The following is a 15,608-nucleotide window of genomic DNA, read 5'->3' on the forward strand; positions in this document are numbered from 1 at the left end:
GCGCGTTGCTTTCGCCCGCACTGCCGGGTATTTTTCGGGGTCGTGCGCGAGGGGGATTCTCCCTCTGTGGCGCACCCGTCCGGACCCCCGACCCCACTACCCGACGATGGCCAAGACCAACGACGCTTCCGAGTCCTCGTACGACGCCTCAGGGATCCAGGTACTGAAGGGCCTCGAGGCCGTCCGGAAGCGCCCCGGCATGTACATCGGCTCCACGTCCCACCGGGGCTTGCACCACCTGGTGTACGAGGTGGTCGACAACTCCATCGACGAAGCGCTCGCCGGCTACTGCGACTCGGTCGACGTCACCATCCACGCCGACAACTCGATCACCGTGGCCGACAACGGCCGCGGCATCCCGGTGGACATCCACCCGGTCGAGAAGCTCCCCGGCGTCGAGCTCGCGCTCACGGTGCTCCATGCGGGCGGCAAGTTCGACAAGAACACGTACAAGGTGTCGGGCGGCCTCCACGGCGTCGGCGTCTCGGTCGTGAACGCGCTCTCGGAGTACCTGAAGGTGTGGGTGAAGCGCGACGGCAAGGAGCATTACATGGACTTCTGCCGCGGCGACACGACCACCAAGCTCAAGGTCCTCGGGACCGTCAAGAGCAAGGACACCGGCACGACGGTCTGGTTCAAGCCGGACGCGCAGATCTTCACCGAGCTCGAGTACGACTACGCGACGCTCTCGACGCGCCTCCGCGAACTGTCGTTCCTCAACAAGGGCGTGACGATCACGCTCAAGGACGTCCGCGAGGGGAAGGAGCGCGAGGAGACCTTCCACGCGAAGGGCGGCCTCAAGGAGTTCGTCGGGTTCCTCAACGCCAAGCAGAAGCCGCTCCACCCCGAGATCCTCTACCTCGAGGGCGAGAAGGACGACATCGGGATCGAGCTCGCGCTGCAGTACAACGACGGCTACAACGAGAACGTCTTCTCGTTCGTGAACAACATCAACACGCACGAGGGCGGCACGCACCTCACCGGCTTCAAGTCGGCGCTCACGAGCGTGATCAACAAGCACCTCGACAAGTCGTCGTTCGCCAAGAAGGACAAGGAGGTCAAGCTCTCGGGCGACGACGCGCGCGAAGGCCTCACCGCCGTGCTCTCGGTGAAGGTCCGCGAGCCGCAGTTCGAGGGGCAGACCAAGACCAAGCTCGGCAACTCCGAGGTCGAGTCGGCGGTGAAGACCGTCGTCAACGAGTGGCTCGCCACCTACCTCGAGGAGCATCCGCGCGTCGCGAACATCGTCCTCGACAAGGCGCTCTCGGCCGCACGCGCGCGCGAGGCGGCCCGCAAGGCGCGCGACCTCACCCGCAAGAAGTCGGCGCTCGACGTCGGCAACCTGCCGGGCAAGCTCGCCGACTGCTCGCTCTCCGACCCGGCGATGTGCGAGATCTACCTCGTCGAGGGCGACTCGGCCGGCGGCTCCGCCAAGCAGGGCCGCGACCGCATGTTCCAGGCGATCCTCCCGCTGCGCGGCAAGATCCTCAACGTCGAGAAGGCGCGCATCGACAAGATCCTCTCCAACGAGGAGATCCGCACGATCATCACGGCGATCGGCGCGGGCATCAAGGAGGAGTTCACGCTCGAGAACGTCCGGTACCACAAGATCATCATCATGACGGACGCCGACGTGGACGGCGCCCACATCCGGACGCTCCTCCTCACCTTCTTCTTCCGCCAGATGCCGGAGCTGATCGACGCGGGCATGGTCTACATCGCCCAGCCGCCGCTCTTCCGCGTCGCCAAGGGGAAGGAGGAGTACTACGCCTACGACATGGTCGAGCGCGACACCATCGCCACGCGCCTCGGCAACGGCGATGCCACCAAGACCAACATCAACATCCAGCGCTACAAGGGCCTCGGCGAGATGAACCCCGACCAGCTCTGGAAGACGACGATGGACCCCGAGACGCGCACGATCCTCAAGGTCACGCAGGACGACGCGTTCCAGGCGAACGAGATCTTCCAGACGCTGATGGGCGACGAGGTCGAGCCGCGACGGCTGTTCATCGAGGCCAATGCCAAGTTCGTCAGCAATCTCGATATCTGAGCAATGCGGAAGGAAGAAGGCAGGAGGTGCGACACGAGGGGCCCGAGCTTCAGCTCGGGCCCCTCGTTCGTCCAGTCATCGGGCTCCAGCGGGCGGGCGGCGCGCCCAGCCCGTCAGCCCCGGATCGAGTCCGCCCCGCGCGTCAGCTGCGCGCCGAACCAGAGGTGCGCCGCCGAGAGCAACGCGAACGGCATCAACGACGCCGCGGCGAGACAGAGATGCAGCACCGCGTCGATCCCGCCCGTCGGACCCGGACGCGTCACGAACACGAATGCGAGCCACGCGACGAGCGCTCCCGCGCCGACGCCCTTCGCCCCGAGGGCGGCCATCTTCTCGAAGTTTTCCATGGTCCCTTAACTTGCACCCGCACCCGGGAGTTCCTCCACCCCCTCCCGGGTCACGCGGTGCGAGACCAGTGCCCGCGGGGACGGCGCCGTCGGGCCGAGGGTGATGGCCCGCCCGAGCGCGGCACGTGCGGCGGACTCCCCCGATGCGTCGCGGGCGAGGATCGTCGCCAGCGGCTCGCCCTTCCGCACCGCCATGCCGGGGCGCGCATGCACCAGGAAGCCCACCGCCGGGTCCACCACGTCGTCGACCTTGGTCCGACCGCCGCCCAGCGCGGTGATCGCCCGTCCGATGATGCGTGGCTCCACCCGCTGCACGATCCCGTCCTCCGCGGCGACCACCACCGAACGGATCGGCGCCTGCGGCAGGATCCGCTCCGGCGCGTCCGCCACGTCCGGGTCGCCGCCCTGCGCCCCCACGATCGCCCGGAACTTGTCCAGCGCGGCCCCGCTCTCGAGCGCCTGCTCCGCGCGCGCGCGGCCCGCGGCGACGCTCTGCACCGTCCCGCCGAGCGCCAGCATCTCGGCGGCCTGCACGAGGGTGAGTTCCCGCAGGTCGGCGGGTCCCCCGCCCTTGAGCACGTCGATCGACTCGATGATCTCCACCGCATTGCCGCAGGCGACCCCGAGCGGCGAATCCATGTTCGTGAGCAGTGCGACCGTCGGACACCCGCGGCGCTCGCCGAGGGCGATCATCGTCCGGGCGAGGCGCAGCGAATCCTCCAGCCGCGTCATGAACGCCCCCGCGCCGGTCTTCACGTCGAGCACGAGCCCGGTGAGCCCTTCGGCCAGCTTCTTCGACATGATGCTCGCGGCGATGAGCGGGATCGCCTCCACGGTGCTCGTCGCGTCGCGCAGCGAATAGAAGCGCCGGTCGGCCGGCGCGATCTCGGCCGTCTGGCCGATGAGGACGCAGTTGAGCCGCTCGACCTGGCGTGCGGCCTCCTCGAGCGTGAGCCGGGTACGGAAGCCGGGGATGCTCTCGAGCTTGTCGAGCGTGCCGCCGGTGTGGCCGAGTCCGCGCCCCGACATCATGGGCACCGCCACGCCGCACGAGGCCACGAGCGGCGCGAGCACGATCGAGACCTTGTCGCCGACACCGCCGGTGGAGTGCTTGTCGATCCGCGGCACGGTGAGATGGCTCAGGTCGAGCATCCGTCCGCTGTCGAGCATCGCCGAGGTGAGCGCCTCGATCTCGCCGTCGTCCATGCCGCGGAAATAGACGGCCATGGCGAGCGCGGCGATCTGATAGTCGGGCACCTCCCCGGCCGCGTAGCGCGACATGAGGTCATGCCACTCGGGCGGCGTGAGGGTCCCGCCGTCCCGCTTGCGTTCGATCAGCTCCACGACCGTCATTGACCCACCTCCCTGCGCCAGCGAACGTTCACGTCCAGTGTCCTCTCCCAGAGACGAGCCAACCCCCGCGGCGGTCCCGTCCGCCCGCGCCGTCGAACTGCGCCGCCGGCTCGAGCAGGCCGCGCACGAGTACTACGTCCTCGACCGCCCGTCGCTCAGCGACCGCGAGTACGACGCGCTCTTCCGCGAGCTGCAGGCGCTCGAGCGCGACCACCCCGAGCTGCGCGACGCGGACTCCCCCACCGCGCGCGTGGGCGCGACGGTCTCCGAGAGCCACCTCGCCAAGCACACCCACCTCGTCCCGATGGCGTCGCTCGACAATGCCTTCGACGAGACCGAGCTCGCCGAGTGGGAGACGCGGCTCGGCAAGCTCGTCGGCGAGGCCACGCGCGCCGAAGGGTATTGCTGCGAACTCAAGATCGACGGCGCGGCCGTCTCGCTCACCTATCGAGACGGCACCCTCGCGGTGGCGGCAACGCGTGGCAACGGCACCGTGGGCGAGGACGTCACCGCCAACGCGCGCACCATCGCCGACATCCCGCGCCACCTCGACGGGGCGAACTGGCCGGCGACCATCGAGATCCGCGGCGAGGTCTACATGACCTTCGACGGGTTCGAACGGATGAACGCCGATCGCGCGAAGGCCGGCGAGGCCGTCTTCGCCAACCCGCGCAACTCGGCGGCCGGCGCGTTGCGCCAGAAGGATCCGCGCGAGACGGCGAAGAAGCCGCTGCGGTTCTACGGCTACGCCTTCGCGGTGCCGGGCAACGAGGCGTTGCCGTTCCGCACGCAGTGGGAGCTGCTCGAGACCCTCGCGTCGTGGGGGATCCCCGTCGCGCCGCATCGCCGTGCCTGCGCCACGCTCGAGGAGGTTCACGAGTGGGCGCGCGCCCTCGAGTCGACCATCCGCCCCGAACTCCCCTTCGCGATCGACGGCGGCGTGGTGAAGGTCAACCAGCTCACGCTGCAGTCGGAACTCGGCGTGGTGGGCGGCCGCGTGCCGCGCTGGGCGATCGCGCGGAAGTTCGCGCCCGACATCGCCGAGACGACGCTGCTCGACATCGAGGTGCAGGTGGGACGCACCGGCGCGCTCACGCCGCGCGCCGTGCTGGCTTCCGTCGAGGTCGGCGGCGCGACGATCAACTACGCCACGCTCCACAACTTCGAGCTCGTGGCCGAGAAGGACCTGCGGATCGGCGACACCGTCCTGGTGAAGCGGGCCGGCGAGGTGATCCCGCAGATCCTCGGGCCGGTGCCGGAGAAGCGCACCGGCGACGAGCGCGTCGTCACGGCGCCGTCGCAGTGCCCGATCTGCGGCACCCCGGCGGTGCGCGACGAGGAGGAGGTCGCGAGCTACTGCCCCAATGTCGTCTGTCCAGGCCGTCGGCTCGAGGCGCTCGCGCACTTCACCTCGCGCGATGCGATGGATATCCGGGGGCTGAGCTACCAGCGACTGGAGCAGCTGATCGCGGCCGGGATGGTCCAGGACGCGGGTGACATCTACTCGCTGACCGCCGAACAGGTCGCGGGGCTCGAGCGGTTCGCGGAGCGCAGCGCGGAGCAGCTCATCCTCGCCATCGAGACCTCGAAGCAGCAGCCGCTCTCGCGCCTGCTCAACGCCATCGGCATCCGGCACGTGGGCGCGGAGTCGGCGAAGCTCCTCGCGCGGAGCTTCGGGACGCTCGACGCGCTCGAAGCGGCAACGGTGGAGGAGCTGGAGGCGTTGCATGGCGTGGGGCATACCATGGCCGAGGCGGTGCATACCTTCCTGCATGACCCGGCCGCGGTCGGGCTCCTCGGCAAGCTCCGGGCGGCGGGCGTGAGGACGGACGAACCCCGGGCGGCGGCGGTCGATGGTGTCTTCAAGGGCATGAAGATCGTCCTCACCGGGACGCTCCCGACGCTCTCGCGCGGTCAGGCGACCGAACTCGTGGAGAACGCCGGGGGCAAGGTGACGAGTTCGGTCTCCAAGGCCACCGATCTCGTAGTCGCAGGCGAGGAGGCGGGGAGCAAGCTGGAGAAGGCGCAACAGCTGGGTGTGCTCGTGATCGACGAAGCCGAACTGAAGCGGCGCCTTGGCGCTTTGAGCGGTAGACCCTCAGCACAGGACCGATGATGACGACCCTTTCCATCAGCCCCGCCACGCTCTCCTCGGTCCCGCACAGCTCGCTGCGCGCGCTGCGCGGCGCCCTCGTGCGCACCATGGGCGACGGCTTCGCCTCGGTGCTGCAGGAGGCGGGCTACGCGGGCGGCGCGGCCGTCTTCGAGGCCTTCCGCGATTGGTGCCTCGACCAGGGAATGGGCGCGGCGGAGTCCCTGCCGCTGAGCCGCTTCCAGAGTGCCGCCGCGCGGTTCTTCTCCGAGGCGGGCTGGGGAACGGTGACCATCAACGCGCTGGGCGACGCCGCGGTCGCGTTCGACAGCCCGGACTGGTCGGAAGCCGAGCCGGAGGCGGCGATGCCGTACCCCTCGTGCTACTACTCGGCGGGACTCCTCGCCGACTTCTTCGGCCGCGTCGCCGACGGCCAGCTGGGCTGCATGGAGGTCGAGTGCCGGTCGAACGGGGCATCGCGCTGCCGCTTCCTGCTCGCGAGCCCCGAGGTCCTCGCCCACGTCTACCAGCGCCTGACCGAGGGCGTGGGGTACGAGACGGCGCTGGCACAGCTGTAAAGGCGCCAGGATGATCGAAACGGGGGGCGCGGCCGAAGGCCGCGCCCCCCGTGAACGTTCGACCACTGTTCAGTTGACGGTGATCGTCCCGGTCATCCCCGCGTGCAGCGAGCACTGGTACGGGAAGTTGCCGGCCGCCGCGAAGGTGCGCGTGTAGGTCCCGCTCGACTGGTCGGGCGAGGTCGGGCCGTCGGCGAAGGTGACGTTGTGGGTGTTCGCCGAAGGGCTCCAGCGGAACGTCACCGTGGTGCCGACGGCGACGGTGCGGGTGGCCGGCGAGAACGAGTTGTTGCGGACACTCACCTCGTCCGCGGGCACGGGGCCGGTGGCCTCGTCGCTGCTGCAGGACGCGGTAAGGGCGAGCGCGGCGAGGCCGATCCCGCGCACGAGGCGGCGGCGCAGGGCAGCGAGGGAACCAGCGAGCATCGGATCTCCGGCAGTGGGGGTGACAGCGAGGGCCGGACGCCGCGCGGCGTCCGGCCCTCATCCTACCCCGGCAGAGGCTTCGGCGTGACGAGGCGACCCCGTCCGTCAGTACCGGCCACCATCCTCGTACTTCGGGTTCTTCCGGAGTTGCCCGTCCACGATCGTCTCCCGGTCCCAGGGCAGCACGATCATGCTCTCGGTCTCGAGCGCATGGAAATCCGGCTTGTAGCTGCCGGTCCGGAACGACACCGCCGTGCGCACCTCGGCCGCGCCGGCGTTGATGATCGCGGCGCGCGCGAGCCGCATCGTGTCGCCGGCGTTGCAGGTCTCGTCGACGATGAGGACGCGACGGCCGAGGACGTCGGCGGGGGCCGCCGAGAGCACCGCGGGGGTGTCGCGCACGGTCTCGGCGCGGAAGCGGCGGCTGACGATGATCGAGTGGAACGGCCGGTCAAGCATCGCGGCCACCACCGCACCCGGGACGACGCCGGCGGTCGCGACGCCGACGACGAGCTCGGGATCGAAATCCTTGGACACCTTCAGGGCCAGCGCCCGGGAGAGCTCGCCGAAGAGGGGCCAGTCCACGTGCATGGTCTCGCGGACGGGGATCGGCGGACTCTTGCGGGGCGGCATCGGGAGGCCTCGGGCGGGATGGGGTATGCACGCAACCTAGGGGGGTGCTCCGGCGGACGGAATGCGGTTGCTGGGGGTCCCGCCCATCTATAGCTTGTGCGGGATACCCGCCTCTCCCGATACGCCAGCCATGTCATTCTGGGACCGCCTCTTCGGCGGCCGCTCCGAGTCCCAACAGAACCGGCAGCGTCTCGACTACTTGAACGAGGCGCTGGTCTTGGAGCGTCAGGGCGACTTCGACGCCGCCGTGACGAGCTATCGCCTCGCGTTGCGCGAGCGCCCGAACGACCTGAAGATCCTCCAGAACATGGCGATCGCGCTCACGAAGATCGGGCGCGTGGAGGAGGCCATCCGCGCCTATCGCAAGGCGCTCGAGATCGACCCATCGCTCGGCGGGTCCCACTACGGGCTCGCGTTCCTGCTCATCAAGCGCGGCGACGCGACCGGTGCGATCAAGCACCTGTCGGCGTTCCTCGCGCATCCGCCCGAAGGACCCGACGCGGCGCGCTGGGTGGCGCATGCGCAGGGCACGCTCGATCAACTGCGCGCTCCCGACGGGATCGCGCCTCAAGCCGGGGAGTGACGTGGGGACCGTCCTCGCGATCGTGAGCCAGAAGGGCGGCGTCGGCAAGACGACGACCGCCGTGAACCTCGCCGCCGCGTTCGCGCGCCGCGGCCTCAAGACGCTGCTCGTCGACGTGGACCCGCAGGGCTCGGTGCGCTTCGGCGCCGGCCTCCGCCGCGGCCACCCGACGTACGGCTTCGCCGACTACCTCTCGGGCGAGCGCGAACTGCGCGACGTGCTCCTCCCGACGATGCTCCCCTGGCTCCGCGTGATGCTCGCGGGCAGCGTCACCGACGAGGCGGACCACACGCGCTACGGTGAGCAGATCGCGTCGTCCGATCTCCTGTCGAAGATGCTCGGCGCGGCCGCCGAACGCTGTGACATCGTGGTCGTGGACACGCCACCGGGCCTCGGTCCCGTCACGCGCGCTACGCTCGCCGCCTCGGACCGTGTGCTGATCCCGCTCCAGGCCGAGCCGCTCGCGCTGCAGACGACCCCGCAGATCCTCCGCGGGGTACAGGACATCGTGAGCACCCACGAACGACTCGTCTTCGACGGCATCCTCCTGACGATGTACGAGGAGGGGAATCCGGCGTGCGAGACGACCGCGAACTACATCCGCGAGAAGGTCCCGGCGCACCTGATGATGGACATCGTCGTGCCGCGGAGCCATGCGGTCGCCGAGGCGTTCGCGGCCGGGCAGCCGGCGGTGGTGCGCGCGGCCTCCGATCCCGCGTCGCAGGCGTACGTGAACCTCGCGACACGACTCGCCGAACGGCTCGGTCTGTGATCCGTCCGCACCGTCGTCGGGCCGGTCGCCGTGCGGTGCTCGCCGCGTGCGCGGCGCTCGGCATCGCCGTCGCCTGCGCCGACCTCGGGACCGGGCTGGACGAGGTGTCGTACATCGCCTTCGACCGCATCCCGTACCCGGCGCTCATCGCCGGAGACACGATGCGCGACTCGCTCGGCGCGGCCGCGCCGCTTCGCGCGAGCGCGTTCGACGCAGGGGGCCGCGAGATCACCGGGGCCGCCTTCACCTATCTCACGCTCGACACCGGCGTCACCATCGACGCCGACGGCTTCCTGCGCGCGACCACCCGACGCGACGGCACCGTGCGCCTGGTCGCCTCCTTCAACGGACTCCAGACCGACGACCGCACGGTGCGCGTCACGCGCCGGCCGGACTCGCTCCTCACGTCGGGCGCCACCGCGCTCTCGCTCTCGTACGTGATCCCCGATGTCGCGGCGACGAACATCAGTCCGGAGCTGCGCGTCTCGCTCGTGAGCCGCGACACCGTCGGCGTCGGCCCCGCCGTCGGCGGCTGGTTGGTGCGATGGACCACCGTCCACGGCACCGACACGCTCGGCGTGACCGACACGACGCTCGTCGCGTTGCAGACCGCGAACGGGGCGCGGCGCAGCACGGACACCACCGCCGCCGACGGCAGCGCGAGCCGACGCTTGCGGGTCTTCGCGAACCGCCTGACGGTCGCCGTCGACAGCTTCGTGGTCCTCGCCGACGTACGACTCCACGGCGTGCGCGTGCCGGGCAGCCCGGTCCGCTTCGTCGTCCGCATCGCCCCCCCCGCCGCGCCCTGATCCCCCCAGCCCGAGCCGGACTCCCATGCACGCTTCCGGTGGACCCCGCCCCGCGCCGACCACGCTGACCGCGATCTTCTTCGACGCCGTCGAGCGCCACGCGCTGCCCAACGCGTACCAGTACAAGAAGGACGGCAAGTACACGCCCCTCTCGCACGCCGACGTGCTGCGACGCGCGCGATGCCTCTCGCTCGGGCTCACCGCCCTCGGCGTCCAGCGCGGCGACCGCATCGGGATCATGTCGGAGAACCGTCCCGAGTGGGCGATCGCCGACTGGGCCTGCCTCGGCGGCGGGATGACCGACGTGCCGATCTATCCGACGCTCCCCGCCGACCAGATCGTGCATCCGCTCAACGACTCGGGCGCGGTCGTGCTCTTCGTGTCGAGTGCCCAGCAGGCGGAGAAGGCGGCGTCGGTGCGCGCGCAGTTCAAGACGGTGCGCACCATCGTCTGCTTCGCGGAGCCCAAGGTCGCCGGGGCGGACCTGACGATCGCGGAGCTCGAGGCGAAGGGGGCGGCGCTCGACTCGCCGTCGAAGGCGTCGGAATGGAAGGCAGGGGCACTCGCCGTCCAGCCGAACGACCTCGCGACGCTCATCTACACCTCCGGCACGACCGGCCTCCCGAAGGGCGTGATGCTCACGCACGACAACATCGCGTCGAACGTCCGCGCCTCGCAGCAGAAGGTGCCGCTCGTGGCCGGCGAGGTCGCGCTGAGCTTCCTGCCGCTCTCGCACATCTTCGAGCGGATGGGCGACTACCTGTTCTTCTCGTGCGGCGTGAGCATCGCCTACGCGGAGAGCATCGACACGGTGCCGTTCAACCTCTCGGAGGTGCGACCGCACTTCGCGATGTCGGTGCCGCGCCTGTTCGAGAAGATGTACGCCCGCGTGATCGAGAACGCCGTCTCCGGCGGGGCGCTCAAGGCGCGCATCTTCCACTGGGCGCGCGGCGTCGCTGACCGCTGGGCGGATGAGACGCTCGCGGGACGCCAGCCGGGCGGATTCCTCGCCTGGCAGTACGGCCTCGCACAGAAGCTCGTGTTCAGCAAGCTCAAGGAGCGCACCGGCGGCCGGCTCCGCTATTTCGTCTCCGGCGGCGCGCCGCTCGCGCCGTCGATCAACAAGTTCTTCTATGCCGCCGGACTCACGATCCTCGAGGGCTACGGCCTCACCGAGACGTCACCCGTGATCGCGGTGAACAGCCCGGATGCGTTCCGCATCGGCTCGGTGGGCAAGGCGGTCGCCGGCGTCGAGATCCGCATCGCCGAGGACGGCGAGATCCTGACCAAGGGCCCGCACGTCATGCAGGGCTACTACAACCGCCCCGACGCCACCGCCGAAGCGATCGACGCCGACGGCTGGTTCCACACGGGGGACATCGGCGTGCTCGAGGATGGCTTCCTGCGCATCACCGACCGCAAGAAGGACATCATCGTGACCGCGGGCGGCAAGAACATCGCGCCGCAGCCGATCGAGAACCGCATCAAGATGAGCAAGTACGTGTCGCAGGCGGTGATGATCGGCGACAAGCGGAAGTATCCGATCGTGCTCGTCGTGCCGAACTGGGACAACCTGGAGAAGTGGGCCGCGCTGAAGAACATCATCTGGACCGAGCGCCGGCAGTTGCTCGAGATGCCGACCATCCGCGCGAAGATGGACAAGGAGGTGCGCAGCACGATCGAGGGGCTCGCGAGCTTCGAATCGCCCAAGAAGATCGGCCTGCTGGAGCACGACTTCTCGATCGAACGCGGGGAGCTGACGCCGAAGCTCAGCGTGAAGCGGAAGGTGATCGATGCGAGCTACAAGTCGCTCATCGATGGGCTCTACGCGGGAGAGGAAGGCTGAAGGCGGAGGGATGCGCGCGCTCCATCGCGCGGTCATCCCTCCACATCGAGCCGTCGGCCTCTCCCCAGCTCGACGATCGCGCCGGTCACCTCGCGCGCGGCGACCCACTCGCGGTCGTCGCGCGCGAGTTCATCGAGTCCCGGCGGCGCCACGACGGACGCGGCCGCGACGACCCGGCCGCCGTTCACGATCACGCGCGGCAGGTCTGCGAGGAGCGCGGAGGGGAGCGACGCGTCGATCGCCGCGCCGCGGAACGTGCCGTCGGTGAACGGGATCGTCGCCGGGGCGCCGAGGACCGCGCAGACCAGGTCGTCGGCCGGCGGCGCCGGGTCGCCATGCAGCACGATGGCGCTCACGCCCGTCGCCGCGGCGAGTGGCGCGGCGAGCGCGGCGTATCGACCGGCCAGCAGCACCGTACCGCTCGGATCACCCAGCCCGAGCAGGGGGATCACGCGCTCGAGATCAGGCAGCGGCGCGGTCGTCGCCGCGTCGCCCGCAGACCCTTCGCCGACGTCGGCGGCGGGCGGCGACGCCGTGAAGCGCAGCTGGCCCTCGACGAACGGGACCTCCATGTGGCAGACCGGACAGCCGGCGAAGCCCGCCCGCAGTTCCCGATCCCGGGTCTCGCGGGCGAGCACGATGAGCGGCGTCGGCGCGTGCGCGCCCGGACAGCGGAGCCGTTCGGCGAGATCGAGTCGCATGGGGCGAAGGATCGCCGCCCGCGGACGCTCCGGGCAAGCGTGTCCTGCGCCCGATCAGCGCTTCTCCTGCGCCTCTTCCTCGGTCGCGTCGGCGATGCGCTGCACCCGCGACGCGGCGCGGCCGGACCACCCGATCGACGTCCCGAACCAGAGCTTCGCCCCGCGCGAGGCGTTGGGCGAGGCCACGAAGGCGTTCGGATCGACCCCGAAGAGCACGTGCACCGCTGGCACCACAGACATCGTGCCCACCGACCACTGCGTCGACGCGCTCACGTCCACATGCGTGAGGCCATGCCGGGCGAAGTAGCCGAGGGCGCCGCCATCGCCGGGGGACTGCCCGAGGTTCCATCCGCCGATCGCTCCAAGCGCGACCGGCCCGAGCTCGTGCGACACCCCGAACTCGGCGTAGGCACCGCGCACCTTCTGCACATCCTGCCAGACCGCGACCGACGGCGCGAGCGGCGCGTCGAGCGCGACCCGCGCGTACGCCTCGACGGTGTTGGACGCGCCGGTCGTGCCGAGCCGGTTCGGATAGCTATAGGTGGAGGCGCCGATCGTGACGCCGAAACGACCGAACTCGCGCGCCCCTTCGATGCGGAGGTCGTACTCCGCGAGCCCCGGGCGCTGGCCACCGTTCTCGCTGATGTGTCGCTGCGCATCGTCGTACCGGCCGCCCTCGAGATTCGCCCATGCACCGAAGGTCAGGCTCCCCTGCCCCGCCGGGAACGAGACGGCGAGGTCCGGCTGCACGACGCCGCGATTGGTGGTCGTGAGGCCGCGCCACTGGTACTGCGAGTTGAACCCCACCGAGACGGCGATCTCCGCCTGGGCGTTGGCGGCCGCGGCAGGGAACAGCAGGGCGAGGGCGGCGAGGGCGAGGCGGCGGATGGTCATGGCGGATCGGGCCGGAGGGAGGGACGGATGCTGTCGGTCCTCTCAGGGTCGGCCGGTCCACCCTCCGCTTGAGCGCGCCGTCAGGTCGTGACGGATCGGGTGAGGTCCCGGGAGTCACGGGAGGTGGAGCAGTGCCGATACTCCGCGACGACCCCTCACCCACACCCGCGCCTCGATCCCTCCCTCCGCTCGAGCGCACCCGGGCCGACGTCGAACAGGGCCATCTGCCGACCACTCGACCCACATGGATCGCCGAGCATGTCGCGGCGATCCCCAGCATCACCGCCGGCATCGCCGAGGCGGCACAACGGCAGAGCCACGAGATCGGACAGGTGGATCAGTCGGTGGACGCCGTGCGTGCGATCGCGCCGCAGTCGGTCGCGCAGCAGTCGGCCGCGGCGGAGGAGGAAGAGGCGGCGGCCAACCAACTGGCCGCGCGATCCGTGGAGCTGCGCGAGATGGTCGCGCGGTGCCAGCTGGAGGAACACGCGTCAGAGCCCGATGTCCGTGGCACCGCGGGCCTCCCGCGTTCGCTCAGCTCCGCGCGATCCGCAGCTCCTCGACGTCGACGTGCGCCGGTCGGGTGACCGCCCACAGCACCGCGTCGGCGATGTCCTCGGCGCGCAGCATCTCGTGCCGCGAGGGCAGGTGCGCCGTGGTATCCGGCTCGTGCGGGTCCCAGATCGCCGTGTCGGTCGCCGACGGTGAGATCAACGACGCGCGGATCCCGGTCCCGCGCGTCTCGGCGCGGAGCGTCTCGTGCACGGCCCGCACCGCGTGCTTGGAGGCGGCATAGGCGGCGTTGGACGGGAAGATGTTGCGGTCGGCCACCGACCCGATCGTGACCACATGCCCCGCGGCGCGCGCGCGCATCGCGGGGAGGAGCGCGCGCGTCAGGCGGAGCGGAGCCGCGACGTTGAGGGCGAGCGCGCGGTCCAGCTCGGCGTCACCCACCGCTTCCATGGCCGACATGGGGAAGCTCCCGGCGGCGTGCACGAGGATGTCGGGGGCGGCGCCCAGGACCTGCTGCGCCGCCTCAGCGACCCGCTGCGCCGCCGTGGGCTCGGCGAGGTCGCCGGGCAGCCCGACCGCGCCATGCCCGATCTCGCGCGCGATGACCTGCAAGGGCCCGTCACGCCGCGAGACCAGCACGCAACGCGCCCCCGCCGCGCCGAGCGCGCGCGCGCACGCCTCGCCGATCCCGCGCGACGCGCCCGTGACGAGCGCGGTCCGGCCGGCGAGCGGGAGCGGCGCGGTCACGTCAACGCCGTCCGACGGACGAACCGTAGGCGAGGCTCAGGAACTCGTCGCGCGTCTTCGCGTCGTCCTTGAACGACCCGCGCAGCGCGGAGGTGATGGTGCGCGACGACTGCTTCTCCACCCCGCGCATCATCATGCAGAGATGCTCGCACTCGATCACGACGCCCACGCCGGCCGGCTGGAGCACGTCCTGGATCGCCTGGGCGACCTGCTCGGTGAGCCGCTCCTGCACCTGCAGGCGGCGCGCGAAGACCTCGACGATGCGCGGGAGCTTGGAGAGCCCGACGATCTTGCCGTTCGGGATGTAGGCCACGTGCGCCCGTCCGAAGAAGGGCAGCATGTGGTGCTCGCACATCGAGTAGAGCTCGATGTCGCGCACCATCACCATCGAGGCGTGCTCCTCCTCGAAGACCGCGTCGCCGACGACGTCGGCGACGTCCATCGCGTAGCCGCGCGTGAGCCAGCTCATCGACTTCGCCACGCGCTCCGGTGTCTTGAGCAGCCCCTCGCGATGCGGGTCCTCGCCGATGATCTCCAACTCGCGCCGGATGATGTTCTCGAACTCCAGCATGCGGTCGCCGCGGATCGGCGGATCGGCCTCGAACTGGTCACTTCCCGAGATGGGCTTCGCCATAGGATGCGCCGCCTCAGCGGCCGTCGTACTCGACATACTGGTTCTCCGTCTCCCAGAGCTTGAGCTTCGCGAGTCGCGCGGGCGCGACGGCGGGCGCGAGGACGCGCCAGCATGCGAGTACAAGGTTCTCGGTGGACGGAATGGTTCCCTGCATGAACGGGACGTCGAGATTCAGGTTCTTGTGGTCGACGACGTCCACGATCTCCCGCTCCGCGACCGCCTTCACGTCCCGGAGGTTCACGACGAACCCCGTCTCGGGGTCCACCTCACCCTCGACGGTCAGTTCCAGGACATAGTTATGACCGTGCCAGTTCGGATTGTTGCACTTGCCGAACGTGCGCCGATTGCGCTCGTCGTCCCAGGCGGGATTGTAGACGCGATGCGCGGCATTGAAGCGAACGATCCGGGTGATCGAGACGATTGGCATCCTGACTGAATCCTGAGGAGGGGTCGACTGTTCCGCAAACCCGTCAGGGGGAAAAGACCGAAGCCCCGTCCCTGGGGGACGGGGCCTCGGCAAGGAGTGGGAGCAGAGAGGGGTTCTTGAAGCCCTGTCGAATGCTGAGGCCCTCACCCTGCTTCCGTCTTCCCGGCGTCCGGGCATGGCGTCGACAGAGATATCGGATC

The 15,608-nt window shown here is 70.1% G+C and carries 17 protein-coding genes; 8 read left to right on the forward strand and 9 right to left on the reverse strand.

Translation table 11 applies throughout. From position 1 onward, the window contains the following. Positions 1-106 precede the first annotated feature (106 nt). On the forward strand, positions 107-2,053 hold the full coding sequence (gyrB, locus tag IPJ78_01925; protein MBK7905301.1) for a DNA topoisomerase (ATP-hydrolyzing) subunit B: 1,947 nt from the start codon (positions 107-109) through the stop codon (positions 2,051-2,053). A gap of 113 nt (positions 2,054-2,166) precedes the next feature. Here gyrB and IPJ78_01930 read toward each other — a convergent pair whose 3' ends face one another. Together IPJ78_01930 and IPJ78_01935 are read right to left on the reverse strand one after the other, a co-directional pair. Further along, a complete protein-coding gene (locus IPJ78_01930; GenBank protein MBK7905302.1) occupies positions 2,167-2,400 on the reverse strand; it encodes a hypothetical protein in 234 nt (77 codons plus the stop codon). A gap of 6 nt (positions 2,401-2,406) precedes the next feature. After that, a complete protein-coding gene (locus IPJ78_01935; GenBank protein ID MBK7905303.1) occupies positions 2,407-3,753 on the reverse strand; it encodes a thymidine phosphorylase in 1,347 nt (448 codons plus the stop codon). Here IPJ78_01935 and ligA point away from each other — a divergent pair. After that, a complete protein-coding gene (gene ligA, locus IPJ78_01940; protein ID MBK7905304.1) occupies positions 3,680-5,869 on the forward strand; it encodes an NAD-dependent DNA ligase LigA in 2,190 nt (729 codons plus the stop codon). The genes IPJ78_01935 and ligA overlap by 74 nt on opposite strands. Continuing rightward, entirely contained in the window at positions 5,869-6,423 is a 555-nt protein-coding gene (locus IPJ78_01945) for a hypothetical protein (GenBank protein MBK7905305.1), read from the forward strand. The genes ligA and IPJ78_01945 overlap by 1 nt, the downstream gene beginning before the upstream one ends. A gap of 69 nt (positions 6,424-6,492) precedes the next feature. Here the strand turns inward: IPJ78_01945 and IPJ78_01950 are convergent, their stop codons facing one another. Both IPJ78_01950 and IPJ78_01955 read right to left on the reverse strand, forming a co-directional pair. Then, a complete protein-coding gene (locus IPJ78_01950) occupies positions 6,493-6,849 on the reverse strand; it encodes a cupredoxin domain-containing protein (protein ID MBK7905306.1) in 357 nt (118 codons plus the stop codon). A 105-nt stretch (positions 6,850-6,954) separates the two neighbouring features. Then, positions 6,955-7,482 (reverse strand): phosphoribosyltransferase, encoded by a 528-nt coding sequence (locus IPJ78_01955; protein ID MBK7905307.1) that lies wholly within the window; start codon positions 7,480-7,482, stop codon positions 6,955-6,957. 130 nt (positions 7,483-7,612) lie between these two features. On the opposite strand from IPJ78_01955, the gene IPJ78_01960 reads away from it, so the two are divergent. Genes IPJ78_01960 through IPJ78_01975 form a run of 4 tightly spaced genes read left to right on the forward strand, consistent with a single transcriptional unit; the run spans position 7,613 to position 11,492 of the window. After that, complete coding sequence (locus IPJ78_01960) at positions 7,613-8,065, forward strand: tetratricopeptide repeat protein (GenBank protein ID MBK7905308.1); 453 nt, start codon at positions 7,613-7,615, stop codon at positions 8,063-8,065. A gap of 1 nt (position 8,066) precedes the next feature. After that, on the forward strand, positions 8,067-8,837 hold the full coding sequence (locus tag IPJ78_01965; GenBank protein MBK7905309.1) for a ParA family protein: 771 nt from the start codon (positions 8,067-8,069) through the stop codon (positions 8,835-8,837). Continuing rightward, positions 8,834-9,646, forward strand: a complete 813-nt coding sequence (locus IPJ78_01970; GenBank protein ID MBK7905310.1) for a hypothetical protein — start codon at positions 8,834-8,836, stop codon at positions 9,644-9,646. Before IPJ78_01965 ends, IPJ78_01970 begins: the two co-directional genes overlap by 4 nt. A gap of 25 nt (positions 9,647-9,671) precedes the next feature. Continuing rightward, entirely contained in the window at positions 9,672-11,492 is a 1,821-nt protein-coding gene (locus tag IPJ78_01975) for a long-chain fatty acid--CoA ligase (GenBank protein ID MBK7905311.1), read from the forward strand. 32 nt (positions 11,493-11,524) lie between these two features. On the opposite strand, the gene IPJ78_01980 is transcribed toward IPJ78_01975, so the two are convergent. Together IPJ78_01980 and IPJ78_01985 are read right to left on the reverse strand one after the other, a co-directional pair. Beyond that, positions 11,525-12,193, reverse strand: coding sequence for a hypothetical protein (locus IPJ78_01980; protein MBK7905312.1), 669 nt, complete (start codon positions 12,191-12,193; stop codon positions 11,525-11,527). A gap of 54 nt (positions 12,194-12,247) precedes the next feature. Continuing rightward, on the reverse strand, positions 12,248-13,087 hold the full coding sequence (locus IPJ78_01985; protein MBK7905313.1) for a hypothetical protein: 840 nt from the start codon (positions 13,085-13,087) through the stop codon (positions 12,248-12,250). 131 nt (positions 13,088-13,218) lie between these two features. On the opposite strand from IPJ78_01985, the gene IPJ78_01990 reads away from it, so the two are divergent. After that, on the forward strand, positions 13,219-13,674 hold the full coding sequence (locus tag IPJ78_01990; GenBank protein MBK7905314.1) for a hypothetical protein: 456 nt from the start codon (positions 13,219-13,221) through the stop codon (positions 13,672-13,674). On the opposite strand, the gene IPJ78_01995 is transcribed toward IPJ78_01990, so the two are convergent. From IPJ78_01995 to IPJ78_02005, 3 genes are read right to left on the reverse strand one after another with little or no spacing between them, the layout of a single operon-like run. Then, positions 13,622-14,347 carry an SDR family NAD(P)-dependent oxidoreductase gene (locus IPJ78_01995; protein ID MBK7905315.1) on the reverse strand — a complete coding sequence of 242 codons (726 nt, stop codon included), beginning with the start codon at positions 14,345-14,347 and terminating at the stop codon, positions 13,622-13,624. The genes IPJ78_01990 and IPJ78_01995 overlap by 53 nt on opposite strands. A 1-nt stretch (position 14,348) precedes the next feature. Beyond that, entirely contained in the window at positions 14,349-14,981 is a 633-nt protein-coding gene (gene folE / locus IPJ78_02000; GenBank protein ID MBK7905316.1) for a GTP cyclohydrolase I FolE, read from the reverse strand. 13 nt (positions 14,982-14,994) lie between these two features. Then, positions 14,995-15,408, reverse strand: coding sequence for a 6-carboxytetrahydropterin synthase (locus tag IPJ78_02005; protein MBK7905317.1), 414 nt, complete (start codon positions 15,406-15,408; stop codon positions 14,995-14,997). Positions 15,409-15,608: the final 200 nt, after the last annotated feature.

It is taken from the genome of Gemmatimonadota bacterium, assembly GCA_016714015.1.
GTDB lineage: Bacteria > Gemmatimonadota > Gemmatimonadetes > Gemmatimonadales > Gemmatimonadaceae > Pseudogemmatithrix.